Origin of the sequence: Pseudomonas atacamensis (assembly GCF_017167965.1) — a bacterium.
GTDB classification, from domain to species: domain Bacteria; phylum Pseudomonadota; class Gammaproteobacteria; order Pseudomonadales; family Pseudomonadaceae; genus Aquipseudomonas; species Aquipseudomonas atacamensis.
Genome location: NZ_CP070503.1, coordinates 1,889,456 through 1,915,613, shown reverse-complemented (window position 1 = coordinate 1,915,613; position 26,158 = coordinate 1,889,456). Strand labels below are relative to the sequence as shown.

Genomic DNA, 26,158 nt, shown 5'->3' with positions numbered 1-26,158 from the left:
ATCAGCGCCGAGTGATCAGGCCCTGCCGCGCAACGCGGGTGAGTTGCTTGATCATCTCCGGCGCGTCGTCTGCGCTCGGCGCCTGAATCACCGCCAGATCAAAGCTGTCCGTCGCGAAACGCGCCAGCGACTCGCCGTCATCGACAAACTGGATCAGGAACGCGGCAGGACCGCCGCTGCGACGTGGCCAGCCATCGAGATAACGCAACAGCGTCGGCTGGTGTTTGCCGCCAAGAAGGATTTTCGGGTTGCGCTGGATGACATGTGCCGTGATCGGCGCGGGACGTGCTGGAGGGCGTAGTGCGTTCATCGTGTCGTGTCTCTGCCTCAAAAGTCTGCATGGCAGGTGAGAGGCAACACCGAACCAGCGCTTTAGCGGTATTTCGAAGCCCTGTTCCGGCTTCTGACGGTAACTGTAGAAGTCACCTGGCGCCCCGCAAGTAGCTGTTTAAATCGGCGCATGGGCAACATCCTAGAGAACGTGACCGACCAGTGTCAAGAATCCCCCGCAACAAAAAAAGGCCCGCGTAATGCGGGCCTTTGCCTTGCGCCAGAGCCTTCAACCGGCGATGGCGCGATCCGCCGAGAGCTTGCCGGCACCTTCGATCAGTACCGCGATGCTGCCGGCCAGCAGAGCCAGAGCAAACTCATAACCGTTGTTGGCCATGAACAAACCGTTACCGATGTGCACCGAGAAGATCGCCACCAGCGAGAGGAACGCCAGACCCAGTGCCGCCGGGCGTGCCAGCAGGCCGATGATCAGCGCCAGACCGGCGAAGAACTCGGTACCGCCGGCCAGCGAGGCCATCAGATAGCCCGGGGTCAGGCCGATGCTTTCCATCCATTGCGCGGTGCCGGCCAAGCCGTAACCACCGAACAGACCAAAGAGTTTCTGCGAACCGTGGGCGGCGAAGATCACGCCGACAGCAATGCGCAGGACAGTCAGGCCGTAACCGGCGCGGGTGAACAGAACCTTGTTGATCAGAGAGCTCATGGTGCATTCCTTGTTGTGCAGAAGTGTTTGTGTGTTTGGGTTGGTCGCTATATTAATCAGTTTATTTCATGTTTAAAGCGCAAAAATTTCTCCATAACAATCGAATTGTTAGATTATTTCCGTGTGACCACTTTCTGCTGCCGGGGCTCGAGCGACTCACGCTCCCGGTCGAATGCCAGGTAATACTTGTTCACGCTATTAACATAGCTGACGGCGCCCATCCCCACCTGCTCCATGGCGATGCGCTCGACCTGGAAGAACCACTGGTTGGGATTGAGGCCACGGCGGCGGGCTTCCGCGCGCATACCCTGCACGCGCTCGGGGCCGATGTTGTAAGCGGCGAGGGTGAAGGCCATGCGCTCACGCTCGTTGAGTTTCGGGCTGCTGAAGAACTTGCGGCGGATCATCGCCAGGTACTTGGCGCCGGCCTGCACATTCGCATCGAGATTCTGGATATTGCTCACGCCGACCCGCTGCGCGGCGGACGGGGTGATCTGCATCAGCCCGGTCGGACCGCTGCCGCTGCGAGCGTTGGGCTGCAGACGCGACTCCTTGAACGCCAGCGCCGCCAGGTTAAGCCAGTCCATGTTCTGCGCATCGGCGTGCTTTTGCAGGGTCGGACGGAGTTTTTCCAGACGCTGGCGATCGGCCTTGGCCAGCGGATTGTGTACTTGATACAGGCGTCGATAGATGCGCAGAAACGCCGCGTCTTCGTCCGACGGTCTCTTGTAACCGGTGAGGAAGCGATCGATGCTCGCGCGCAACATCGACGCATCGCGGCGCACGAACCAATGCTCCTCGCCCGGCTCGCCGAGGCTCAGATGCCGATCAAGGCGCAGCTTCGGCAGTATCTTGCCCCAGCGTTCGGCAATCGGTTGCTCGACGATGGTCAGGTGGAAAATCCCGCCCTGAACCATCTCCAGCACATCCTCCACCGCCAGCGTCGGATCGACCCATTCGATATTGATCGGCGCGAGTTTGTGCAGCGCCAGTTTCTGGTTGAGCTGACTGACCACCTCCCCCGCCGCACTACCGGTGGGCAGCGCCAAAGTTTTGCCGGACAGTTGCTCGACCTTGGTGTAACGGCGCTGGCCCTTGATGCCGACCAGCGCCAGCGGCACGTTGCTGGCAATCGGCTCACTGCTGGCCACTGCATAGCCCGATGGCAGATCGAGCAATTCACCGGGCGCGACCATATCGCCTTCGCCGCGTTGCAAGGCGCCGAGCAATTGATCCTTGGCTTTGGGAATGATCTTGAGGGTGACTTCCTGGCCGTCGCGAGCATGGCCATTGAGGTATTGCTCGAACGCGCGCAGTCGGTGGTACTCGACACCGATGGCCTGGCCCTGGACCTCGCCGGAGCTGTTGCGGCTCTGATTGACCAACACTCGCAACACGCGGCTGCTGCGAATGTCCGAGAGGTCACGAACCTTGCTCGCCGGCACGGCTTGCAGCGGCCCGGGCAGGCGCGCGACCGCCGTCATCGGCAGCAGCAACGCAGCACACAACAGCAGCAGAACCGAGGGACGATGCATCCACTCTCCGAAAAGAATACGGGGCGATTCGTCGCAAAAAAGACGACATCACCGACGAAAACAGAGCGCTCTGAGCGCTGGTAAAGTGCGAGAGACTGGCACAGTGATGGCATCGTCGCCACCCCGGAGTTCTTCGCGGCCTCAACAGACAGCCATAAGTCTTTGTAGTTCTTGGCTTTTCTTATAAATCTACAGCTCTGATATGCTTTCCGGCCTTCGGCCCGAGGTAGCACCATGCAACTCATCGATATCGGCGTCAACCTGACCAACCCCAGTTTCGCCGACAAACACCAGGCCGTGCTCGACCGCGCCTACGCCGCCGGCGTCTGCCAACTGGTGCTGACTGGCACCAGCGTCGAGGGCAGCGAGCAGGCGCTGGAACTGTGCCAGCAACTGGATGAAAGCGGCCAACGGCTGTTCGCCACGGCCGGTATTCACCCGCATTCGGCCAGCGACTGGAATGCTGACAGCGCGCGTCGCCTGCGCAGTCTGTTGAACGAATCCAGCGTCGTCGCGGTGGGCGAATGCGGGCTGGATTTCAACCGCGATTTCTCCCCGCGCCCGCAACAGGAAAAGGTCCTGGAAGAACATCTGGCGCTGGCTGTGGAGCTGCAATTGCCGGTGTTCCTGCATGAGCGCGATGCCAGTCAGCGCCTGCTGGAGATCCTCAAGGATTTCCGCGATCAACTGCCGGCGGCGGTGGTGCACTGCTTCACTGGCGAGCAAAAGGCTTTGTTCAGCTACCTAGATCTGGATCTGCACATCGGCATCACCGGCTGGATCTGCGACGAACGCCGGGGCACGCATCTGCATCCGCTGGTCAAAGAGATCAAAGCGGGACGGCTGATGCTGGAAAGCGACGCGCCGTATCTGCTGCCGCGCACGTTGCGGCCAAAGCCGAAAAACGGCCGCAACGAACCGGCGTATCTGAGCGAAGTGCTGCGCGAGGTGGCGTTGCATCGCGGCGAGACCGAGGAAGCGCTGGCCGCACATACCACCGCGTGTGCCCGGGCGTTCTTTAAACTCCCCATTCTCATCTGACTGCACACTTCCCCTGTGGGAGCGAGCCTGCTCGCGAAGGCGGTGGATCAGCTACAAATGGGCTGAATGACGCAGCGCTTTCGCGAGCAGGCTCGCTGCCACAATAGATCTCGGCATCTGTTGATTCATATCAAAACTCCCGAATCTGCATAGCGGCACAATAATGGCACCTTGCCAAAACTGTTTCCGCTATCAGAGAAGACCTCCATGGGTGCCTGGCTTAGCAACATCTCGCTGAAATATAAATTCTGGGCGGTCAACGCGGTCGCCTTTGTCACCACCCTGCTGTTGGTTTTGTACGCCGTGCATCTCGAACAACAGGCCCGTAGCCACGCCGCGCAGGTGTCCGCGCAGGCGCAGGCGCAGTTGCTCAAGGCCTGGCCGACCGGGCAACCGTTGCCCAAGTCCGCTCAGGTGCTGAGCTTCAAGCGCGGTGAAGCGCCGCGTCTCAATGATCAACCGCTGCTGGAAATCAGCGGCAGCAACGGCTGGAACGCCATCAATGAAATGCCACTGTTCGGCGACAACCCATTGATGGGCGCCGAAGTGTTCAGCCGTGCCGACGGTGAGCAAGTGGCCGTCATCGCCTATGCCCCGAGCCTGAGCCAGGTGTTTAGCGAGCGTTTCGCCAACTATGCATTGGCGGTCTTCGTCCTGATGCTGGCGATGCTCGGCGCCTCGCAACTGTTGATCCGCTTTCTGCTCAGCCAGCTCAACACGTTGAAAGACGTGATGCTGCACGTTGAAAAAACCGGCGATCTTTCTGCTCGTGTGCCGCTGGTGGGCAAGGACGAAGTCGGGCAGATGGCCAATGCCTTCAACGCCATGCAGGCCGGTTATCAACGCGTCGTAACCACCGTTGCCAGCACCGCGCGACAACTGGATGACGGCGCTGCGCGGCTGGCCTCGAGCATGAATGATGTGCGTCACGGCATGCTCGGCCAGCAGAGCGAAACCGACCAGGCTGCCACCGCGATCAACGAAATGACCGCCACCGTTTATCACATCGCGCAACACGCCGGCGCCACCCGCGATCTATCGAAAACCGCCGATGGCCTCGCCGGCAGCGGTCAGCAGGTGGTGGCGCGGGTGCAGCAATCGATTGCCGGGTTGTCCAGCGGCGTGCAGCAGACGGCAGAAATGATTCAACGCCTGGCCGAGGACAGCCAGAAGATCAACGGCGTGGTCAGCGTGATTCACAGCATCGCTGAACAAACCAATCTGCTCGCGCTGAATGCGGCGATCGAAGCGGCCCGCGCCGGGGAGATGGGGCGCGGCTTTGCCGTGGTCGCCGATGAAGTGCGCAACCTCGCCAAGCGCGTGCAGGCGTCCACCGACGAGATCACCGGCATGATCGCCGCGTTGCAGGCCGGCACCCGCGATGCGGTGGATTTCATGCAGGAGAGTTCATACAAGGCCGACGACTGCGTGCAGCAGGCGCAGGAGGCTGGCGCGGCGCTGGCGGAAATCACCGGAGCGGTGGCGCAGATGCGCGAAAGCAACACGCAGATTGCCGTGGCGGCGGAACAGCAGAGTCAGGTTGCCGAGGAGATGAACCGGGCGGTGGTGAGTATTCGTGACGTGACTGAAAATACCGTGCAGCAGACGGTGGATTCGGCGACGACCAGTAATGAGCTGGCGACATTGGCCGGGGAGTTGAACAAGGCGATAGGTCAGTTGAAATTGTGAGTCCGCTTTCGCGAGCAGGCTCGCTCCCACATGCACCATTGAATCAATGTGGGAGCGAGCCTGCTCGCGAAAGCGTCAGAGGCATCTACATCGAATCCTGCGATGACGGCTATCACTTCAATAGCCAACCTTGATTCGCCGCCCACCGCACCCGGGCCTATTCTTCAACCATGAAGTTCAACATGGATCGAGGAGTAGCAAACATGGGCAAACGTCACCCCAACCTTCCCGCGTGGCAATGGCGCGCGTACCCGGGCAACCATCAGCATCCGACCAATCTGGTCCTGCACTTGATTGCCGTGCCGTTGTTCATCGTGGCGTTTCTGCTGATCGTGTCGGGGGTGTTCAGCCTGAGCCTGGCCAGCGTCGCCATCGGCGTGATCGGTATCATCGCGGCGCTGGGTCTGCAGCGCCACGGTCACGGCCTGGAGGCGCAAGCCTCCGAGCCGTTCAGTGATCGCAAAGATGCCGTGTCACGTTTGCTGGTCGAGCAGTTTCTGACCTTTCCGCGGTTCTTTCTCAGCGGTGGCTGGTGGCGCGCCTGGCGTGAGCGCCACCGTCGGCATTGAGTCAGGCGAAGATCGTCACGGTCTGCCGACTCATGGCAATCAACTCCCCTTTCGCACTCCACAACTTCGCGGCGACATGGCCGTAGCCGTCGGCTGCGTACTCGATGTCGGCCAGGTATTGGCACCAATCCAGCGTGCTCAAGTCGTGTAACGGCTGCACGAATTCGATGGTCCAGGTCAGCGTACTACCCGGTGCCGGTTTCTTCAGATACGGCAACAGCGCCGGAGGCCAGGCATCCACCAGCGCCAGCAGATGCGCCTCGTTGACCGACTCCTCTTTGACATCCCCACGCAACCGCACCCAGCCGCCCATCAAGCGCGACGCCGTGCCGGAGAACGGAATACCGCCAACGCTCCAGCGCATCGCCAGATGGCGCATGAATTCCGGGGTCACGCCTTTGATGTAGGGCAGCTCCTGGCACTCGTCCCAGTGTTTCATGGTGGGCGCCGGATAGGCTTCGACGGCGACTTCCGAAGGCCGCGAGGCACCGAAGCTGCCCTGAATGATCGTCACCACTTGGCCATTTTGCATGGCGCGGCCCAACACCTGGCTGACCGCTTTGCCTTCACGCAGCACGTCGACTTCGAAACTCACCGGCACTTCCGGCTCGACCGGGCCGACAAAGGTAATCGCCAGCGAACGCACCGGGCGCTCCGTCGGCACCTTGGCGCGCATGGCTTCAAATTGCAGCGCGGCCACCAGCCCGCCAAAACTCGCACGGCCCTGTCCCCATTCTGCGGGGATGGTCACTTCAGGTTGTTGGCGGACAGCATCGAGCAGATCGCAAAAGCGCATGGCAACCTCGGAAAACGAGAAAGGAATGCGCGGATCTTACCCAGCCCCGGGCGGCGGCGCAGCGTCTATTCCGGTCAAATGGGCTGACAGATAGGCCTTGGCCCGATTCCTTCAAGCGACAAATCACCTTGTGGGAGCGAGCCTGCTCGCGAAAGCGGTCGATCAGTCGACAACGATTGCGACTGACACGGCCCCTTCGCGAGCAGGCTCGCTCCCACAGGGGAACAGAGCCATCTTCAGGAGTGTTTGAAACACGTCGCGCTGAGCTTCTCCAGCACTTGATCGGCCTTCAGCTCTGCCTTGATCAACCCGGCCTGCCAGGTGGCCACGCACGGTTGCAGATCGGCTTCCTGCTCGGCGCGGGCCAGCCATTGCCAGCAATCGTGCCAATCGCCCAGTGCGCCTTGCGCCGATTTCAGGCGTTTGTAAGCCGGTTTCGGCAAGCGATCCAGCTCGGGATAGGCTTCGATGCCATAGCGTACGCGCTTGATCAGCAGGCGCAGACGATGGCGGTCATGGGCGGGATCGTGCAGCGCCGCATCGAGCTTCTGCCATTGTTTGCCCAAGCGTTTTTCAATGCGTTTATCCAGATCCTTGAGCAGACCCTGACGCTGGGACGCGCGCAAAAATCGTGGAAACGCGTCGAGAATCATCAGCAGCGAAGCCAGTTCCGCACTCGCCGCCAGCGCCGGATACGCCTCGGCCATTTGCGCCAGACGATGCTGTGCAGCCTCGGGTTGATCATGCTCGAGCAGATATGCCGCGAGCACTTCGCGATCACGCCACGGCGTGGTCAGATCACCCACTGCCGAAGCCGCCGCCTCCAGTTGCTCGACTCCCGGCAAGCCGCGCAACGGCCGCAACAGACTGCGCAAGCGCCGCACCGTAGTGCGCAAATCATGCAGCGCCTCGGGATCAGTGCGCGCAGTCAAGCGCGCCTGACATGCCAGCAGCCGCACATCCAGGCTCAAAACATGAGCCACCAAGCGATCGATCATGGGGGTCTACTCCGTAGACAGCTGCAAGCTTCTAGCTACAAGCTTCAAGCTTCAAGCTGAATGGGGTCGCTTTGAGCTTGCCGCTTGCAGCTTGAAACTTGCAGCTGCTTTTTTAACGTCCTGCGCGGGATTCGCGGATGTAGAAGCGGGCTTTTTCGGCTTTCTTGCTGCAGCCTTCAAAGCCTTCGAATTGTTGCTGGGTCTTGGCGGCGGTCAGCAGCGACAGCGCTTTGGAATAGCTGACGGTGCCGGCGAAGCCTTCAGCCTTGGCCAGGTCCAGTTCGTGCCAGGCCGCGTCGAGTTGGCTGCCGCAGCTGTCGCGGTACGCGGTTTTGCCGGCGCAACCGGCCAGAACCAGAGCCATCAACGGTACACAGATCCAGGCTTTCATCACTCACACCTCAAGGTAGGTCAACAGTCGTGCAGGTAAGACGGTCAAGCGGCGAAAAAGTGCCTCGCTGACCGGTCAAACCACGTGGCGCAGAGCATAGCGCGCAAGCGTGTGCCGCGAGCGAAAAACGACGTCACCGCTTCGCGCAACGACCTTGGCGATTGAGCCGCTTGGCCGATGCGTGCATTGTGCAGGCTTGTCGGGAGGAAGTTTGATGAAAAAGCGTGTCGCACTGGTGCTGGGCTCAGGTGGCGCCCGGGGCTATGCCCATATCGGCGTTATCGAAGAAATTGAAAAACGCGGCTACGACATCGCCTGCATTGCCGGTTGTTCGATGGGCGCGGTGGTCGGCGGGATCTATGCCGCCGGCAAACTGGATGAGTACCGGCGCTGGATCGAAAGCCTTGATTACCTCGACGTGCTGCGCCTGGTCGATGTGAGTTTCCGTCTCGGCGCGATTCGCGGTGAAAAGGTCTTCGGGCAGATCCGCAAGATCGTCGGCGAGATCAACATCGAAGACCTGCGCATCCCCTACACCGCCGTCGCCGCCGATCTGACCAACCAGCAGGAAATCTGGTTTCAGGAAGGCTGCCTGCATCAGGCCATGCGCGCCTCGGCGGCGATTCCCAGCCTGTTTACCCCGGTGATGCAGGGCAACCGCATGCTGGTCGACGGCGGCATTCTCAATCCGTTGCCGATCGTTCCGGTGGTATCGAGCCATTGCGACCTGATCATCGCGGTCAACCTCAACGCCACCAATCAGCGCCAGTACAAGTTGCCGGTGATCGAGCGACCGGCGGCGTTCCGTTCGCGCTTCGACAGCCTGATCAAATCCATGGGTTCGAAGTTGCCGTTCCGGCGTAAACAGGCCGAGCAATTGTTGAAGCTGGAACAGGAAGCCCTGCGCGCCGAGGCAGCGGAGATCAATCCGTGGCTCGAAGGCGTCGAACCGGAAAGCCAGCAACCGGCCGCCGCCCCGGAACGCGAAGGCGCACCGAAATCCGCCACCGGTTCGTTCATCATCGATAACGTCGGGCCGGCGTCGTTGCTGGATCTGATCAACCAGAGTTTCGAGGTGATGCAGACCTCACTGGCGCAGTACAAGATTGCCGGGTATCCGCCGGATATCCTGATCAACGTGCCGAAGCGGGTGTGCCGGTTTTTCGAGTTCTACAAGGCGCCGGAGTTGATCGCGCTGGGCAGACAGATTGCCAGTGATACGCTGGATCGGTATGAGCAGGAGCAGGGTTGAAATCCTGAAAGTCCTTCAGTGTTTATTCTTGCCTCTTCGCGAGCAAGCTCGCTCCCACAGAGGAATGCATTCCAAATGTGGGAGCGAGCTTGCTCGCGAAAGCGCCGGATCGGCCACTACAAAGCTACAGGCCGTTCTCACTCAACAACCGATACCCCACCCCCGCCTCAGTCACGATAAACCGCGGCCGGGTCGGGTCATCCGCCAGTTTCTGCCGCAGATGCCCGACCACGATGCGCAGGTAATGACTGTCCTCGGTGTGCGTCGGCCCCCAGATATCCTTGAGCAATTGCTGCTGGGTGATCACCCGCCCCGGATGCCGCGCCAGTTGCGCGAGCACGGCGTATTCCTTGCGGGTCAGGGCGACTTCGGCGCCATCGAGCAGCACGCGCCGATAGGCCAGATCCACGGTCAGAGGGCCGAAACTCAGCGCCGCCGGCTGCGCCTCCCCCGCCGGGGCCTGACGCAACAACGCGCGGACTCGGGCGAGAAATTCCTGAATGCCGAACGGCTTGGTCACGTAGTCATTGGCGCCGCCATCCAGCGCTTCGACCTTCTGCCCTTCACTGGCACGCACCGACAGCACCAGCACCGGCGTGGTCGCCCACTCGCGCAGTTCGCGCAGGACCTGCTGACCGTCCATGTCCGGCAGGCCGAGATCAAGCACCACCAGGTCCGGTTTGCTCAGCGCGGCTTGTGCCAGGCCTTCAGCGCCGGTGCCGGCTTCGAGCACTTTGTAGCCTTGTGAAGCGAGGCTGATGCGCAGGAATTTGCGAATCTGCGGTTCGTCGTCGATGACCAAAATGGTCGCGGTCTGGCTCATGAATTCACATCAACACAATAGATTGGCAAGAGAGTAGCGCAGTCGACTTCAAGCTTCACCGTCCATCCCCGGTTGTGCCTGCAACGGCAGGTGCAAGGTGATGCAGGTGCCGCGCCCGTCGATGCCGTCAGCCACGGAAATACGCCCGCCGTGGGCGCCGACCATGCCCTGACAGATCGCCAGCCCCAGCCCCGTGCCCTGCCCGCCGCGATCACCGCGCGCGGCGGTGTAGAACATGTCGAAAATCTTCGCTCGGTCCTCTTCAGGGATCCCCGGGCCTTCATCGCTGACCGAAAAGAAAATCTCCTGCTCATCGGCACCGGCGCGCAGTTGCAGGCGACCATGGCTGGGCGAAAATCGCGCGGCGTTCTCCAGCACGTTAACCAGCGCCTGCTCGATCAGCGCCGCGTGCACATAGAGCAACGGCAACTCGGCCGGCACTTCGGTGCTGACCTGCAGCGGCGCCAGCACGGCGCGCAGGCGATTGAGCGAACTGCCGACGATATCGGCTGGCGATACCCAGTCGCGCGCCAGCTTCAAGGCGCCGTGGCCGAGGCGGGTCATGTCGAGCAGGTTCTGAATGTAGCGGTCGAGGCGTTCGGCCTCATCGCGGGTGCCTTCAAGAAGCTCGCGGCGATCCTCCAGCGGGATCGCTTCGCCGAGGGCCAACAGGCTGTCGATGCTGCCGCGCATGGCCGTCAGCGGCGTGCGCAAATCGTGGGACACCGAGGCCAGCAAAGCGCTGCGCAACTGTTCGGTTTCGCCGTGCAGACGCGCCGCTTCGAGGTCATCGGCCAATTGCGCGCGGGCCAGGGCTTGCGCCAGCGGCTGGCTCAGCGCAGTGAGCAAGCGCCGGCGCTGACCGCTCAAGCTCTGGCCTTCCTTGGCGCAAACGCCGAGCAACGCCAGCGGCCCGTCCTCGACCGACAACGGCCACCACCACCAACGGCCCAGCGGCAAGGTACCGGTGCCCATGCCCGCCGGTTGATCGTGTTGCCAGGCCCAATCGGCGGCGGCGCGTTCGGCCTCGGTGAATTGCAGTGGCCCGCCGGTTTCGACTTTCCAGCCGCCCTGGCCGTCGCGGTTGAGCAGGCACAATTGCACATCGCTCCAGCCTTCGAGGTGTTGCGCGGCAGCGCTGATCACGGCTTGGCGATCCGTCGCGGCGGTGAGTTTGCGCGACAGGTCGAGCAGTTCGCTGGTCTCTTCCTGGGTATCGCGCAAAGCCTGCAACTGCCGCCGCTGACGCGCCGCGAGGTTGCCGGTGAGCGCCGCCATCAACAGGAAGAACAGCAGCGTCAGCACGTCTTCTTCGCGCTGAATGCTGAAAGAGAAATTCGGCGGGATAAACAGAAAATCGTAGGTGAGAAACGACAACGCCGCACAGGCCAGCGCCGGGCCGAGGCTACTGCGCACCGCCACCAGCAACACCGCCGCGAGAAACACCAGCGAGATGTTCGGCAACGGCAACACACTCGACACCGCCCAAGCCAAGGCAGTGGCCAACAACGTCGCGACCAGCGCCAGCGCGTAGTCGAACCACACCAGCGTGACTGAATTACGCGTGCGCGGTTGGTGCTGCTCGTGATCACTGTCGAGCACGTTGATTTCCAGACCGTGCGCCTGACGCAGCAGGCGCGCCGCCAGACCACCGCCGAACAGTCTACGGCGCAAGCGCGGCCGCGACTGGCCGACCAGCAACAGACTGGCGCGGCGTTCGGCGGCGTGTTGGATCAGGGTCTTCGCCACCTCGCCGGCACGCAACAGCACCACTTCGCCACCGAGGCGTTCGGCCAGTTGCTGGGCGCTTTGCAGGCGCAACCGCGATTGCTCATCACGGGCGCTGCCGTTGTCGACATGCACCAGACTCCACGGCAGATGCCGGCGCTGGGCGACGCGGCTGGCGTGACGCACCAGCCGTTCGGCCTGCGCATCACCGTCGATGCCGACCAACAAACGCCCGCGCACCGCCGGCGCGGCCTGGCCGAGTTGGCGATAGCCCTGGGCGAGATCGTTGTCGACCTGCGCGGCAGCGGTCTGCATCGCCAGTTCACGCAGTGCGGTGAGATTGGTCTGGGTGAAAAACGCATCGATGGCGGCGCGGGCCTGTTCCGGCACGTAGACCTTGCCTTCGCGCAGACGCTCGAGCAATTCGCGCGGCGGCAGGTCGATCAGCAGCAGCTCGAAGGCTTCCTGCAGGACCCAGTCCGGCAGGGTTTCGCGCACCTGCACGCCAGTGATGCCGCGCACCTGATCATTGAGGCTTTCCAGGTGCTGGACGTTGACCGTGGTGAACACGTCGATGCCGGCGGCGAGCAGTTCCTGAATGTCTTGCCAGCGCTTGGCGTGACGGCTGCCGGGGGCGTTGCTGTGGGCCAGTTCATCCACCAGCACAAGCTTCGGCTTGGCCGCGAGAATGCCGTCGAGGTCCATTTCCTCAAGCAGCACGCCACGGTATTCGCTGCGCACCAACGGCTGCTGCGGCAGGCCGCCGAGCAAGGCTTCGGTTTCGGCGCGGCCATGGGTTTCGACCACGCCGGCGATGACCTTCACGCCTTGGCGCAGTTGCGTGTGCGCCGCCTGGAGCATGGCGTAGGTCTTGCCGACCCCGGGGGCTGCGCCGAGGAAAACCTTGAGCCGGCCACGGCCATCGCGGGGCAGGTCTGCTAACAATGCGTCGGCGCGGCCGGAGTCGCTCATGCTTGATGTTCTCTCTTACGAATGATCGTTCCGACGCTCTGCGTGGGAATGCAGTCCGGGACGCTCTGCGTCCCATAAAAGCAGACGCAGAGCGTCTATTGATGCATTCCCACGCAGAGCGTGGGAACGATCGGTATCAACTGAATTACAGGTTTTGCAGTGCCAGGTTCAGCTCCAGCACATTCACCACCGGCGGACCCACCAGCGGCTGTTCGATGTGCTTATCGAGCAATTGCTGCAAGGTCGACACCGGCAGGTTGCGCGCCGCCGCGACACGCGCCAGTTGATAGGCAATTGCCGCCGGTGGCAAGTGCGGATCGAGGCCGCTTGCGGAGGTGGTCAGCAAAGCCAATGGCACCGGCCCCTGCCCAGCGACTTGTTGTTTTTGCGCGTCTTCGATTACGCGGGTCGCGAGGGCCGGATTGCTCGGTGCAAGGTTACTCGCGCCACTGGCGACCGTGGCATAAGCCCCGGCGGACGGGCGTGGGTGGAACCAGTTGTCGCCGCTGAAATCCTGAGCAATCAGCGCCGAGCCTCGGACTTTGCCGTCAGCGTCGTGGATCAGGCTGCCATTGGCCTGAGCCGGGAAAGCGACTTGGGCGATGCCGGTAACCGCGAGTGGATAGGCGACGCCGGTGATCAGGGTCATCAGCGCCAACAGGGTCAGGGCCGGGCGTATCATTGTGGACATTTCAAGATCCTCGAATTCGTTGGACAAACTTTTGCCGGGTGTCAGGGAGATCTTTTCCCCCTCACCCCAGCCCTCTCCCCCAAGGGGGCGAGGGAGAAAGGGAGCCGATCTTCATGCTGTTCAAGACCTGAGTTCGGCTCGGAATTTCAGGTCGGCGAACCTCGCACAAACACCTCGGTCAGTCCCCTCTCCCCCCGGGAGAGGGCTAGGGTGAGGGGCTCTTTTCAGCCTCACACCAGATGCAACGCCGTAAGCAGCATGTCGATCACCTTGATCCCCACGAACGGCACGACAATCCCGCCGACGCCATAGATCAGTAGATTGCGCCGCAGCAACGCCGCCGCACTCGCCGCCTGCACCCGCACGCCGCGCAATGCCAGTGGAATCAGCACAACAATGATCAGCGCGTTGAACACAATGGCCGAGAGAATCGCGCTCTGCGGACTGCTCAGATGCATGATGTTCAGCACGCCCAGCTGCGGGTAAATCGAGGCGAACAGCGCCGGCAGAATCGCGAAGTATTTGGCGATGTCGTTGGCGATGGAAAAGGTCGTCAGCGCGCCACGGGTCACCAGCAATTCCTTGCCGATCTGCACCACGTCGAGCAGCTTGGTCGGGTCGCTGTCGAGGTCGACCATGTTCGCCGCTTCACGTGCCGCTTGCGTGCCATCGTTCATCGCCATGCCGACGTCGGCCTGGGCCAGCGCCGGGGCGTCGTTGGCACCGTCGCCGCACATGGCGACCAGGCGACCGTCGTTCTGCTCGTGACGGATCCGCGCGAGTTTTTTCTCCGGCGTGGCTTCGGCGAGCACATCATCGACGCCTGCTTCAGCGGCGATCGCAGCAGCGGTCAGCGGGTTGTCGCCGGTGACCATCACCGTGCGAATCCCCAGTTTGCGCAACTCGGCAAAACGCTCGCGGATGCCTGGTTTGACCACGTCCTTGAGATGGATCGCACCAAGCAATTTGCCGTCAGCGCAGACCAGCAACGGCGTGCCGCCACTTTGGGCAATCTTGTCGATCTCGCGCGCCAGCGCCGGGGCCAGATCGGTGCGCTGCTGACCGAGAAACGCCAGCAGCGAATCCACCGCACCTTTGCGATACACGCGGCCCTGATAATCGACGCCGGACAAGCGGGTTTCCGCGCTGAACGGCACGGCGGTCAGGGTTTCCGGGGCCGGCTCCGGTTGTGGATGCAGGCCACGGAGGAACTCGACGATCGACTTGCCTTCAGCGGTTTCGTCGGCCAGCGAGGCGAACAACGCGCCTTCGGCCAGCTCACGGCCGGTCACTCCCGGCGCGGCATACACCGCGCTGCAACGACGGTTGCCGAAGGTGATGGTGCCGGTCTTGTCGAGCAACAGCACGTGCACGTCGCCCGCCGCCTCCACCGCGCGACCGGACTTGGCGATCACATTCAGGCGCACCAGACGATCCATCCCGGCGATACCGATGGCCGACAGCAGACCGCCAATGGTGGTCGGGATCAGCGTGACCAATAACGCCACGAGGAACACCAGCGGCAGGCTGCCATTGGCGAAATGCGCGAACGGTTGCAGGGTGACGACCACCAGCAGAAAGATCAGGGTCAGGCCGATCAGCAGAATATCCAGCGCGACTTCGTTCGGGGTCTTCTGACGCTTGGCGCCTTCGACCAGGGCGATCATGCGGTCGAGGGTCGATTCACCAGGGTTGGTGGTGATCTTCACCAGCAGCCAGTCGGACACCAGCCGCGTGTTGCCGGTGACGGCGGAACGGTCGCCGCCGGACTCGCGGATCACCGGCGCCGATTCACCGGTAATCGCCGCTTCGTTGACCGCCGCGATGCCTTCGATGACTTCGCCGTCACCGGGGATCATTTCCCCGGCTTCGACTCGCACCACGTCGCCCTTGCGCAGATTGGCAGCCGGCACGATCTTGAAGCTGCCATCGGCTTGGCGGCAACGGGCGCTGAGACCTTCGCTGCCGGCCTTGAGGCTGTCGGCGCGGGCCTTGCCACGACCTTCGGCCAGGGCCTCGGCGAAGTTGGCGAACAGCACGGTGAACCACAGCCACAGAGCGATTTGCGCGGCGACGAAGGTCGGCACGTCGGCGTCCGGAAGGAAGCACAGCACGGTGGTGAAAATCGCCGTCAGTTCGACCACCAGCATCACTGGCGAACGCGCCAGTTGCCGTGGGTCGAGCTTGACCAAGGCTTGCACCAGCGCCGGACGCCACAGGGCCGAGATCGCGGTTTTGGCTTGTTCCGGCGCTTTGACGGCGGCGGGTTTGATTGCAGGCATATTCATGATGGATTCCTTAGAAGCCCATACTTAAATGTTCGGCGATAGGACCGAGCGCCAGCGTCGGCAAGAACGTCAGGCCGCCCACCAGCAGAATGGTCACGGTCAACAGGGTCACGAACAGCGGGCCGTGAGTCGGGAAGCTGTTCTGGCCGACCGGTGCGCTTTTCTTCATCGCCAGGCTACCGGCCAGTGCCAGCACCGGCAGGATGTAGCCGAAGCGGCCGATCAACATGCCCAGGCCGAGCATCAGGTTGTGGAACGGCGTGTTCGCGCCCAGGCCACCAAATGCCGAACCGTTGTTGGCGCTCGCCGAGGTGTAGGCATAGAGCAACTGACTGAAACCGTGCGCGCCGGGGTTGCTGATGGTTGCCGCAGCGCTGGGAACCGTGGCGGCAATGGCGCCGAGCACCAGCACGCCGACGGGCATCACCAGCAGCGTTACCACCAGCAATTGCACCTCACGCGCTTGAAGCTTCTTGCCGAGGTATTCCGGCGTCCGACCGATCATCAGACCGGCGAGGAACACCGCGATCAGCACGTTGAGCAACATGCCGTAGAGCCCGGCGCCGACACCGCCGAAGATCACTTCGCCGACCATCATGTTGACCAGCGCGACCATGCCGCTGAGCGGGTTTAGGCTGTCGTGCATGCCGTTGACCGAGCCGTTCGACGCCGCCGTGGTGGTCACCGACCACAGCACCGTCGCGGTGGTACCGAAGCGCGCTTCCTTGCCTTCCAGCGGCGCAGTCTGCTCGACAGCGGCGTTGTTCAGGGTCGGATTCGGCTGATACTCAGCCCACAACGACGTCGCGCCGCCAATCAGGAACAACGCCAGCATGCAGGCGATGATCGCGCGGCTCTGGCGCAGATCCTTGACGTAGTGGCCGAAAGTGAACACCAGCGCCACCGGGATCAGAATGATCGAAGCGACTTCGAACAGGTTGCTCCACGCAGTAGGGTTCTCGAACGGATGCGCCGAGTTGACCCCGAAGAAACCACCACCGTTGGTGCCCAGTTGCTTGATCGCAATCTGGCTGGCGGCCGGGCCGAGCGGGATCACCTGATCGACGCCTTGCAGGGTCACGGCATTTACATACTGAGCGAAGGTTTGCGGCACACCCTGCCAGACCAGATACAGCGCCAGCAGCAGGCACAGCGGCAGCAAGCCATAGAGGGTGGCGCGGGTCATGTCGACCCAGAAGTTGCCGAGGGTCTGCGCCGACTTACGGCCGATGCCACGGCACAGCGCGACTAGCACAGCCAGGCCGGTGGCGGCGCTGACGAAGTTCTGCACGGTGAGACCGACCATCTGGCTCAGGTAGCTGAGGGTCGCCTCACCGCTGTAGGACTGCCAGTTGGTGTTGGTCATGAAACTGACCGCGGTGTTGAACGCCTGGGTCCATTCCTGGCCCGGCAGATTCTGCGGGTTCAGCGGCAGGTGATCCTGGAACAACAGGATGGCGAACAGCAGCAGGAAACCGGCAAGGTTGAACGCCAGCAGCGCCAGCGTGTATTTCTGCCAGCTCTGCTCCGCCTGCGCATCGACCCCGGCAAGGCGATAGCAACCGCGCTCGACCGGGCCGAGAATCGGCGTCAGCCAGGTGCGCTGGCCCTCCATCACCTTGTAATAGAAGCGCCCAAGGAACGGCGCCGGCAGCAGAACCAGCGCAAAAAACCCGAGGATCAGCCAATAGTCATAACTGTGCATAGCCGCTCCTAGTTCCGGTCCGCGCGCAACAGCGCAACCAACAGATAAATGAACAGCCCCACTGCCAACAGCAGTGACACCCCGTCCAGAACGCTCATGGAAGATCTCCGTGTAACGGCGTATTGCCGTGTGTGCAGCGATTGTCGGGAAGGAGGCTGTAAAGGAACGAGAGCGAGGCGCGGCGTGGGTCATAAAGAAAGCGTAAAGAGTGGGTTTATGCGGGCTTTACGGCTGAGTTTCGTGGTGTTTGGGCTGGCGCCTTCGCGAGCAGGCTCGCTCCCACCGGGGCAACGCATGTCAAAATGTGGGAGCGAGCCTGCTCGCGAAGGCGGCGGCGCAGACAACATCGCACCCAACTGGCGCACGAAAAACGCCCATCCAGCTGCGAACATCCCCCCTGCGACAGCTTTGAACTCATTACGACTCGTTTCACGGTGATGGCACGCCCACTGCACACGCCCTTCCCGAAGCTTTCCAATCCTTCAGGGAGCAAGCGCATGAACACACAACTCAAACCCACGCTGGGCACGTTGCACCTGTGGGGCATTGCCGTGGGGCTGGTGATTTCCGGGGAATATTTCGGCTGGAGTTACGGCTGGGGCGTGGCCGGTACGCTGGGTTTTCTGGTGACCTCATTCATGGTCGCGACCATGTACACCTGCTTCATCTTCAGCTTTACCGAACTGACCACCGCGATTCCCCATGCCGGAGGGCCGTTTGCCTACAGCCGCCGCGCGTTTGGCGAAAAAGGCGGATTGATCGCCGGACTGGCCACACTGATCGAATTCGTCTTCGCCCCGCCGGCGATTGCTTTGGCGATAGGCGCGTATCTCAATGTGCAATTTCCGGCGCTGAACCCGAAACACGCGGCGGTCGGCGCGTACATCGTGTTCATGGGCCTGAACATTCTCGGGGTGAAACTGGCCGCGACGTTCGAGCTGATCGTCTGCGTGCTGGCGGTGGCTGAGTTGCTGGTGTTCATGGGCGTGGTCGCGCCGGCGTTCAGCTTCAGCAACTTCGCGCTGAATGGCTGGGCCGGTTCCGACGTCTTCGGCGCGCCGGCAATTGCCGGGATGTTCGCGGCGATTCCCTTCGCGATCTGGTTCTTCCTCGCCATCGAAGGCGCCGCCATGGCCGCCGAAGAAGCCAAGGACCCGAAACGCACGATCCCAAAAGCCTACATCAGCGGCATCCTGACCCTGGTGCTGTTGGCCATGGGCGTGATGTTCTTCGCGGGCGGCGTCGGCGACTGGCGCACCTTGTCCAACATCAACGACCCACTGCCGCAGGCGATGAAAACCGTGGTCGGCGACAACTCCGGCTGGCTGCACATGCTGGTGTGGATCGGCCTGTTCGGCCTGGTCGCCAGTTTCCACGGCATCATCCTCGGCTACTCACGACAATTCTTCGCCCTTGCCCGCGCCGGTTACCTGCCCGCCTCATTGGCAAAACTGTCGCGCTTCCAGACCCCGCACCGCGCAATCATCGCTGGCGGCCTGATCGGCATCGCGGCGATCTACAGCGACGGCCTGATCAACCTCGGCGGCATGACACTCACCGCAGCGATGATCACCATGGCCGTGTTCGGCGCGATCGTGATGTACATCATGAGCATGCTCAGCCTGTTCAAACTGCGTAAATCGGAACCGAATCTGGAACGTACTTTCCGCGCGCCGTGCTATCCGCTGGTTCCGCTGATCGCGCTGGTGCTGGCGGTGGTTTGCCTGGTGGCGATGGCGTGGTTCAACACACTGATCGGGCTGATTTTCCTCGGTTTCATGGCGGTGGGGTTCTGCTACTTCATGCTCACTGGGCAACTGCGTGCCGATGCGCCGGCGGATGCGATGTTGACCGGTCTGTAACACTGTTCGGGTGTGCCGGGCATAAGCGGCCTAGAATGGAACCACCGCGAAGTCGTTTCGCTCAAAGATGGTATGCAGCATCGCACGGCGAAGTCCTCGCCCGTCAAGCTGCCATTAAGGAGAGCCGTTATGCCCTGGTATGCCTGGTTGATTCTGGTCGTTGCGATCGGCTCGATTGTCGGCGGACTTATGATGTTGCGCGACACCGCCAACAAGGTCGAACTGACCGATGAAGAACGCAAGCGCGTCGCACAGCGCAATGCCGAAGCGGATGCCAAGGATGCACAAGACCGCTGATACGAGCCCCGCCGCAATGGCGGGGTTTGTTTTTTCAGCACGATCGGACTTACCCGCAGGCTGTTTAGATTTTAGAAGTACAGTCACCATTTAATCTTCCGTGGTTAAGATGGCAGCATCGTCGCGGAGAGCTCCACATGCGTTACTCGCCAGATCACAAAGCCCAGACCCATCAACGCATCATCAAGGAAGCTTCCGCCCGATTTCGCAAGGACGGTATCGGCGCCACCGGCCTGCAGCCTTTGATGAAAGCCCTGGGCTTGACCCATGGCGGCTTCTACTCGCACTTCAGATCCAAGGAAGAACTGGTCGAAAAAGCCCTGCAAGAGGCCGGCGAGCAAGTCGCGGGCCTGTGCGAAGAAATCTTCGCGCAGGAAAACCCGCTGCAAGTCTTTATCGACACCTACCTGTCAGAGTGGCATCAGACCTCGCCCCACGAAGGCTGCCCACTGCTGACCATTTCCTCCGAGCTGGGCCTGCGCGGCCAGCCAAGCCCCACCAGTGACGAAGTCCTCAATGCTCGCCTCGAACAAATTCAGGGCGCGCTCGAAGGCGAGCACGTCGCCGATCGCAGCATTGTCATCATGGCGACCCTGGCCGGTGCACTGCTGCTGTCACGCAGCGTCGCGGATGCCGACTTCGCCCAGCGCATCCTCGACGTCACCCGCGAACATCTCAAGCAATCGAGCGATTAACCCTCCCAGCGCTTGAACAACACGCTCGCATTGACCCCGCCAAAACCGAAGCCGTTGGACAATGCATATTCGATCGCCATCGACCGCGCCTCGCCATGGACAATGTCCACCCCTTCGCTCGCTGGATCCGGGTTTTCAAAGTTGAGCGTTGGCGGCACTACCTGATCACGAATCGCCAGCAGCGTGAAAATCGCCTCCAGCCCGCCGGCCGCACCGAGCAAATGACCGGTAGCGGATTTGGTCGAAGTCACGGCGATCTTGTTCTGCGTGCCAAACAAAGCCTTGATCGCCGCCAACTCGCCCAGGTCACCGACCGGCGTCGACGTCGCATGTGCGTTGAGATGCTGCACCCGCTCCGGCGTTACACCGCCCTGAGCCAGTGCCAATTGCATCGCCCGGCGTGCGCCGCTGCCGTCTTCCGGCCCGGCGGTCAGGTGATAGGCATCGGCGGTGGTGCCGTAGCCAACCAGTTCGGCCAACGGTACCGCCCCACGCGCCAGAGCATGCTCCAGCGACTCGATGACCCAGACCAGCGCCCTCACCCATTACGAAACCGTCACGCCCACTGTCGAAAGGACGTGAGGCTTTCTCAGGGGTATCGTTGTAACCACTGGACAGCGCCCGCGCCGCCGCGAAACCGGCGAGACTGACGCGATCGATCGAAGCTTCAGCACCGCCACATACTGCGATGTCCGCCTCCCCTGCACGAATCAACCGCGCCGCATCACCGATCGCCTGAACCCCGGCGGCACAGGCGGTAACCGGTGCGCCCAACGGCCCTTTGAGGCCGTGCTGGATCGACACATGACCCGCCGCGAGATTGACCAGAAACGATGGAATGGTGAACGGCGACAAACGCCGAGGGCCACGGCTGTCGGTGGTACGCACCGCATCGGCAATCGCACCGAAACCACCGACGCCCGAGCCGATGATTGTCGCTGTGCGCTCCTGGCTTTCAGCGTCGGCTGGATGCCAACCGGCCTGCTCCAGCGCCTGCCGCGCCGCTTCCATGGCAAACATGATGAAGCGATCCATTTTCTTCTGTTCCTTGGGCGGCGTCGCACGATCCGGATCAAATCCGGCCTCGGCATCCTCCTCCACCGTCGGCACACTGCCGCCGACCCGGGTCGGCAGATCAGCCACCACAGCGTCCGGCAGATTACGCAACCCGGAACGCCCGGCCAGCAGACGCTGCCAGACGATTTCAACATCACTGCCCAAGGGTGAAACCAGGCCCATGCCCGTGACGACGACTCGACGTTGGTTCATACCGTGGTTACCCCTTATCAATTCAAAATTCGACGTGCATCGGTGTGCTGCGATTCGGCTGCTGAATCAGTCCCGAGCGAAATTATTATAGGCATAATCAAGGCGCAATATGATACCCGTAATTTTCAGCGTTCAGGCATCCACCCGATCCGCACTCAATAAAAAGGCCGGTCAAAGACCGGCCTCTCGGCGTTGAACTGTCAGCTTAGTTCACTTCCAGCTTTTCACGATTGCGATCCAGAATCGCCTTGCCAATCCCCTTCACTTCCAGCAACTCATCCACCGACGCAAACGGCCCGTTTGTATCGCGATACGCAACAATCGCCTGCGCCTTGGCCTCACCCACACCCGCCAACTCCTTCTGCAACGTCGCCGCATCCGCGCCATTGAGATCGACTTTGGCAGTCTGAGAAGGAGCAGCTGCATCCATCAGCAAAGGAGCCTTCGTCGTCTCCGAAGGAGTTTCGGGAGCCGCAATCGCAGCGATAGAGGCGCTGGTGAGGAAAGCAAAGATCAGCGAGTAGATATAACCGGTACGCATAAGTGACGCTCCATCATCGTTTTAGAAAGCAGCTTTTCCCAAGCTGCTCTCCAAACGTAGGTCATGATGGCGGGAAGTCAAAAATGCGAGCGTTACAGAATGTGAAACAATCAGGGCTCGAGGCGACGCTGCTGATGGATCCAGTCAACGATTTCTCCGTCGGGAGTGTAGCCGGAGACAGTTTCACGAAGGAGCTGGCGGACGCGAGTGTAGTCGTCGGCTTCGACGGCCTTAAGGAGTTCGTTCAGTTTTACCTTGAGCAAGTCCCATGGCAAATAGTCTTCCTTGGCAGACATGATCATGGGGTGTGAGGTAGCCGATACGTTGTCACCGATGAGCAGTTCCTCATAGAGCTTTTCACCCGGACGCAGCCCCGTAAATTCAATGGAGATATCGCCTTGGGGATTACGGTCGGAGCGGATGCTCAACCCAGAAAGGTGAATCATTTTTTCAGCAAGTTCGACAATTTTTACTGGCTCACCCATGTCGAGGACGAATACGTCGCCGCCCTCCCCCATGGAGCCAGCCTGTATAACAAGTTGGGCGGCTTCGGGGATTGTCATGAAGTATCGAGTGATTTTGGGGTGGGTAACGGTCAACGGCCCGCCGGATTTGATTTGGCTATGGAATAGCGGTATGACCGAACCAGACGAACCCAGCACATTGCCGAAACGAACCATGGTGAAGCGGGTTTTATTCACTCGGGAGACTTTCGCACTGTCGTTAAACAGTACAGGAGCGACCTCTCGACTCAGCGCCTGGAGAGTCATCTCCGCCAGACGCTTGGTGCTTCCCATCACGTTAGTCGGGCGAACCGCCTTATCTGTAGAAATCAACACGAAATTGGATACGCCAGACTGCAAAGCCGCTTGGGCAGTATTAAGCGTTCCGAGGGCGTTATTCAGAACGCCTTCAGCAATATTATGCTCAACCATCGGCACATGTTTATAAGCCGCGGCGTGGTAAACGGTATCTACTTTCCAGGTTTTCATTACGTCCAGCAATTTTTCCTGGTGCCGGATCGAACCCAGAATCGGCAGCAGCCGGATAGGCGCCGACTCGCGACTACTTCGCTGTTCCAACTCTGACAGAATGCTGTATAGATTGAACTCGCCGTGTTCAAACAGTAAGAGCGCAGTCGGCCCGAGCGAAAAAATCTGTCGGCATAACTCAGACCCAATAGACCCCCCGGCGCCCGTCACCATCACTGTCTTGCCCTTGATGCAACGCTCCAACAGATCCGGCTGCGCGGGAACAGCATCTCGTCCCAGCAAATCGGCGATATCGACTTCCTGAATATCATCCACCTTGACCCTGCCGCTGGCCAGGTCGGTGAAATTGGGAACGCTACGTATATGAAGCGGATAACCCTCCAGAAAATTGAGAATTTCCCGCCGCCGAGCTCGAGTCGATGAAGGCAGCGCCAAGAGAATTTCCTGTGCGCCGGTGACATCGATCATTTGTTGAATATGTTTGGGTTTATAAACCTGAAGGCCAGCAATGGATCGATCAGCGATACTTGAATCATCGTCGATGAACGCCACCGGCCGCATGACCCGCCCCATACGCAACGCTGCAACCAATTGGTTGCCCGCGACACCTGCACCGTAGATGGCAACCTTGGTCAGGTCATCATCGCGATTGGTGAAAGGTACATGTTTGACGGCGGTGAACCAGTCCCCCATGAAATATTGACGCATGCAAAGGCGAAGGCCGCCAATGATGACGAGACTCAGCCACCAGTAATTGAAAATTATCGAGCGAGGAACCACCGCCTCATGGTTGCTGTACCAATAAACAACCAGAGCCAGGAGCAAGGAGGACAGACTGACGGCCTTGATGATGGCGATCAATGCGTCATTTCCAAAGTAACGCATCACCGCTCGATACATCCCGAAGCGGATGAACAGGGGAACGGCGATCACAGGAGCGCAAGCGAAGAGCCAAAAATGTACTTTAAGCGGGTTGTACATGTCGTCTATGCCCAGACGAACGATAAACGCCAACCATAAAGCGGTCCAGACCAGGAAAATATCGGTAGCCACCTGAAGCAGCCGCTTGCGCCGGCGGGGTAGGTTGACCAGATAAGTCCTGACTTTGTCCATGAATGCCTCGCTCACCTCAAACTTCTCCTTTCCACCGCTGCATTACCGGTCGAGCTCCAAACAGCATACCGCATTGACCTGAGGAATCTGAACGGTTTGGCTCTGAACCCCGCTCAGTGATGTGGAGCGGGATAGCTGATGGGAAGCCAACAAGGGACTCGTCCGAAATCGCGCGACGCGCATTTGTGTGAAGTTCGACCGACGCAGCGGGAAAGTGTTTCACTGAAACAGCGAATACACAGGAACACGTTAACTGCCACAATGGGTAGCTCAGCCCCGGCAAGCGACCGTCTGAAGCGGCTAATGCCGTGTAATACGCGAACAAACGCGATAAGCTACCAAGCCTAGCTGCGATATCAAAGCTTTACTTGCCATCATGGAAAGAGCGTATTACCTGTGCCAAATGACTCCTGCCTTCCTGCCGCCCCGACGATCAAGCCAGTGGTAGATACCGATTGCGTGGCGATTTTGTTGTGCACGTACAACGGAGGGAGCTTTCTCAAGGACCAATTGGACTCGATCGCAGCTCAAAGTCACGAGCAATGGGTTGTGTACGCATCCGACGACGGCTCGACGGATGAGACCCTCGAAACCTTGCAGCGCTACCGTGAGGCGTGGGGCAATGATCGCTTGCTTATCCTGCATGGTCCAAGACGCGGCTTTTCGAGTAATTTTCTGTCCGTGCTGGGTCAGGCGTGCGGTCGTCAGAAATATTATGCTTTCTGCGATCAGGACGATGTCTGGCATCCCACGAAACTGCAACGAGCAGTGGCGTGGTTGAGACACCAGCCTACCGGTATACCCGCCCTTTATTGTGGGCGCACTCGAAATGTCACTGAGACAGGAGAGCTCATCGGACTGTCTCCTTTGTTTCGCAAACCTCCGTGTTTCGAAAACGCACTGATGCAAAATCTGGCAGGCGGCAACACGATGCTGATCAATCAAGCCGCCTGCTCCTTACTGAACATGACTCCGCCGACTGCGCCATTGGTATGTCACGATTGGTGGACCTATCTGTTGATCACCGGCTCTGACGGCAACGTTTATTACGACCCAACGCCCATGCTGGATTATCGTCAGCATTCCCAAAACGTTATCGGCGCGAACACCTCGATCAAAAGTCGCCTGCTTCGAATCAAGCGCATGTTCGAAGGTTCAATGAAAGAATGGAACGATGCCAACATCGCCGCTCTGACGCTAGTTTCCGAGCATCTGAGCGAACGCAACTTGATGACCTTCAAGCGTTTTGAGCGTAACCGTAACGCAACAATTTTCAACAGAGTCAAGATGATGGTTTCGAGCCGTTTTTTTCGTCAGACGTTTATGGGTAATGTAGGCTTGGCTTTGGCGATATTAATCAATAAAATGTAGCCATCAATGCTTATCCATCTTTACGGGGAAGATATTACGTAGTGAGCAAAGAGCCTTTCAGCTTCGCCCTCCAATCACCCCAACCTGGCATTTTCCAAACTACTGCCAATCAAAACACGCCGATATAATTACAGCATCTCATAAATGAGAGCACTAGCAGAAGTCTTGTGATCGACACTAATCATGGAAAGCCAAGGTTATTTCGCGCACCCTTCAAATATCAAGACGGCTTGCCTGAACGCAATAATATTATGGGCAAAACTGGACCCAGCGTATTGCAAAAGCCGCTAATGGTACCGGCCAGTTGCCCACCGGCGGTTTCAGGACGTCTTCCGCTCCTGTGATGGCCGCAAGACAGCCGTGCGTAATCTCAGCCATTTCATCCTTGCAACGTCTGAAACACAGCAGCATAAGCAATGATCGCTAGCCCTGAAACGCGATGTCCTGTTAATCTTGAGCGGCTATGGTCTGGGAATATTCCCTCGAATAAAGTTAGCTTCTGCCACGGACCTACTGTGGCGGCCGCCACCCGAAGCGGCTCAAGGC

Annotated in this window: 22 protein-coding genes and 1 pseudogene; 8 read left to right on the top strand and 15 right to left on the bottom strand. The window is 60.4% G+C overall.

Annotated features, from left to right (window positions below; genetic code table 11):
- Position 1 precedes the first annotated feature (1 nt).
- From JWU58_RS08765 to JWU58_RS08755, 3 genes are all read right to left on the bottom strand, one after another.
- Positions 2-310: a class I SAM-dependent methyltransferase gene (locus JWU58_RS08765; RefSeq protein ID WP_206421776.1), complete on the bottom strand. Its 309-nt coding sequence runs from the start codon at positions 308-310 to the stop codon at positions 2-4.
- Between the two features lie 249 nt (positions 311-559).
- Positions 560-994 (bottom strand): DoxX family protein, encoded by a 435-nt coding sequence (locus tag JWU58_RS08760; protein WP_016770887.1) that lies wholly within the window; start codon positions 992-994, stop codon positions 560-562.
- 113 nt (positions 995-1,107) lie between these two features.
- Entirely contained in the window at positions 1,108-2,529 is a 1,422-nt protein-coding gene (locus JWU58_RS08755; protein ID WP_206421775.1) for an MltF family protein, read from the bottom strand.
- Positions 2,530-2,763: 234 nt separating this feature from the next.
- Here JWU58_RS08755 and JWU58_RS08750 point away from each other — a divergent pair, with 234 nt between their 5' ends.
- From JWU58_RS08750 to JWU58_RS08740, 3 genes are all read left to right on the top strand, one after another.
- The gene (locus JWU58_RS08750; RefSeq protein ID WP_122751454.1) at positions 2,764-3,570 is read left to right on the top strand and encodes a TatD family hydrolase; all 807 of its coding nucleotides are present in this window, start codon (positions 2,764-2,766) and stop codon (positions 3,568-3,570) included.
- Positions 3,571-3,777: 207 nt separating this feature from the next.
- Positions 3,778-5,259 (top strand): methyl-accepting chemotaxis protein, encoded by a 1,482-nt coding sequence (locus JWU58_RS08745; RefSeq protein WP_206421774.1) that lies wholly within the window; start codon positions 3,778-3,780, stop codon positions 5,257-5,259.
- Positions 5,260-5,462: 203 nt separating this feature from the next.
- Positions 5,463-5,828 carry a DUF962 domain-containing protein gene (locus JWU58_RS08740; protein ID WP_016770891.1) on the top strand — a complete coding sequence of 122 codons (366 nt, stop codon included), beginning with the start codon at positions 5,463-5,465 and terminating at the stop codon, positions 5,826-5,828.
- Position 5,829: 1 nt separating this feature from the next.
- Here the strand turns inward: JWU58_RS08740 and JWU58_RS08735 are convergent, their stop codons facing one another.
- The 3 genes from JWU58_RS08735 to JWU58_RS08725 form a co-directional block, all read right to left on the bottom strand.
- Complete coding sequence (locus JWU58_RS08735) at positions 5,830-6,624, bottom strand: acyl-CoA thioesterase (RefSeq protein ID WP_206421773.1); 795 nt, start codon at positions 6,622-6,624, stop codon at positions 5,830-5,832.
- A 236-nt stretch (positions 6,625-6,860) separates the two neighbouring features.
- A complete protein-coding gene (locus tag JWU58_RS08730) occupies positions 6,861-7,622 on the bottom strand; it encodes a CHAD domain-containing protein (RefSeq protein ID WP_206421772.1) in 762 nt (253 codons plus the stop codon).
- A gap of 112 nt (positions 7,623-7,734) precedes the next feature.
- Complete coding sequence (locus JWU58_RS08725; RefSeq protein ID WP_016770894.1) at positions 7,735-8,013, bottom strand: hypothetical protein; 279 nt, start codon at positions 8,011-8,013, stop codon at positions 7,735-7,737.
- 214 nt (positions 8,014-8,227) lie between these two features.
- On the opposite strand from JWU58_RS08725, the gene JWU58_RS08720 reads away from it, so the two are divergent.
- Complete coding sequence (locus tag JWU58_RS08720; RefSeq protein WP_071173138.1) at positions 8,228-9,265, top strand: patatin-like phospholipase family protein; 1,038 nt, start codon at positions 8,228-8,230, stop codon at positions 9,263-9,265.
- A gap of 124 nt (positions 9,266-9,389) precedes the next feature.
- Here JWU58_RS08720 and JWU58_RS08715 read toward each other — a convergent pair whose 3' ends face one another.
- The 6 genes from JWU58_RS08715 to kdpF all read right to left on the bottom strand — a co-directional run bounded on the left by JWU58_RS08715 (position 9,390) and on the right by kdpF (position 17,570).
- Positions 9,390-10,088 (bottom strand): response regulator, encoded by a 699-nt coding sequence (locus JWU58_RS08715; protein ID WP_071173139.1) that lies wholly within the window; start codon positions 10,086-10,088, stop codon positions 9,390-9,392.
- 48 nt (positions 10,089-10,136) lie between these two features.
- Positions 10,137-12,788: a sensor histidine kinase gene (locus tag JWU58_RS08710; RefSeq protein WP_206421771.1), complete on the bottom strand. Its 2,652-nt coding sequence runs from the start codon at positions 12,786-12,788 to the stop codon at positions 10,137-10,139.
- Positions 12,789-12,933: 145 nt separating this feature from the next.
- On the bottom strand, positions 12,934-13,479 hold the full coding sequence (kdpC, locus tag JWU58_RS08705; RefSeq protein WP_133339429.1) for a potassium-transporting ATPase subunit KdpC: 546 nt from the start codon (positions 13,477-13,479) through the stop codon (positions 12,934-12,936).
- A 230-nt stretch (positions 13,480-13,709) separates the two neighbouring features.
- On the bottom strand, positions 13,710-15,767 hold the full coding sequence (kdpB, locus tag JWU58_RS08700) for a potassium-transporting ATPase subunit KdpB (RefSeq protein WP_206421770.1): 2,058 nt from the start codon (positions 15,765-15,767) through the stop codon (positions 13,710-13,712).
- Between the two features lie 10 nt (positions 15,768-15,777).
- Positions 15,778-17,472, bottom strand: a complete 1,695-nt coding sequence (gene kdpA / locus JWU58_RS08695) for a potassium-transporting ATPase subunit KdpA (RefSeq protein WP_056788402.1) — start codon at positions 17,470-17,472, stop codon at positions 15,778-15,780.
- An 8-nt stretch (positions 17,473-17,480) separates the two neighbouring features.
- The gene (gene kdpF / locus JWU58_RS08690) at positions 17,481-17,570 is read right to left on the bottom strand and encodes a K(+)-transporting ATPase subunit F (protein ID WP_007899818.1); all 90 of its coding nucleotides are present in this window, start codon (positions 17,568-17,570) and stop codon (positions 17,481-17,483) included.
- 399 nt (positions 17,571-17,969) lie between these two features.
- Here kdpF and eat point away from each other — a divergent pair, with 399 nt between their 5' ends.
- The 3 genes from eat to JWU58_RS08675 all read left to right on the top strand — a co-directional run bounded on the left by eat (position 17,970) and on the right by JWU58_RS08675 (position 20,326).
- A complete protein-coding gene (eat, locus tag JWU58_RS08685; RefSeq protein ID WP_206421769.1) occupies positions 17,970-19,334 on the top strand; it encodes an ethanolamine permease in 1,365 nt (454 codons plus the stop codon).
- 129 nt (positions 19,335-19,463) lie between these two features.
- Positions 19,464-19,631, top strand: a complete 168-nt coding sequence (locus JWU58_RS08680) for a DUF2897 family protein (RefSeq protein ID WP_016770901.1) — start codon at positions 19,464-19,466, stop codon at positions 19,629-19,631.
- 137 nt (positions 19,632-19,768) lie between these two features.
- Positions 19,769-20,326: a TetR/AcrR family transcriptional regulator gene (locus JWU58_RS08675; protein WP_206421768.1), complete on the top strand. Its 558-nt coding sequence runs from the start codon at positions 19,769-19,771 to the stop codon at positions 20,324-20,326.
- Here the strand turns inward: JWU58_RS08675 and fabF are convergent.
- From fabF to JWU58_RS08660, 3 genes and pseudogenes are all read right to left on the bottom strand, one after another.
- Positions 20,323-21,595, bottom strand: a pseudogene (gene fabF, locus JWU58_RS08670) (beta-ketoacyl-ACP synthase II). The gene JWU58_RS08675 and the pseudogene fabF sit on opposite strands and share 4 nt — an antisense overlap.
- Before the next feature lie 205 nt (positions 21,596-21,800).
- On the bottom strand, positions 21,801-22,136 hold the full coding sequence (locus tag JWU58_RS08665; protein ID WP_206421767.1) for a ComEA family DNA-binding protein: 336 nt from the start codon (positions 22,134-22,136) through the stop codon (positions 21,801-21,803).
- Between the two features lie 110 nt (positions 22,137-22,246).
- The gene (locus JWU58_RS08660) at positions 22,247-24,241 is read right to left on the bottom strand and encodes a polysaccharide biosynthesis protein (protein ID WP_076567685.1); all 1,995 of its coding nucleotides are present in this window, start codon (positions 24,239-24,241) and stop codon (positions 22,247-22,249) included.
- A 396-nt stretch (positions 24,242-24,637) separates the two neighbouring features.
- On the opposite strand from JWU58_RS08660, the gene JWU58_RS08655 reads away from it, so the two are divergent.
- Positions 24,638-25,612 (top strand): glycosyltransferase family 2 protein, encoded by a 975-nt coding sequence (locus JWU58_RS08655; protein ID WP_076563746.1) that lies wholly within the window; start codon positions 24,638-24,640, stop codon positions 25,610-25,612.
- Positions 25,613-26,158 lie beyond the last annotated feature (546 nt).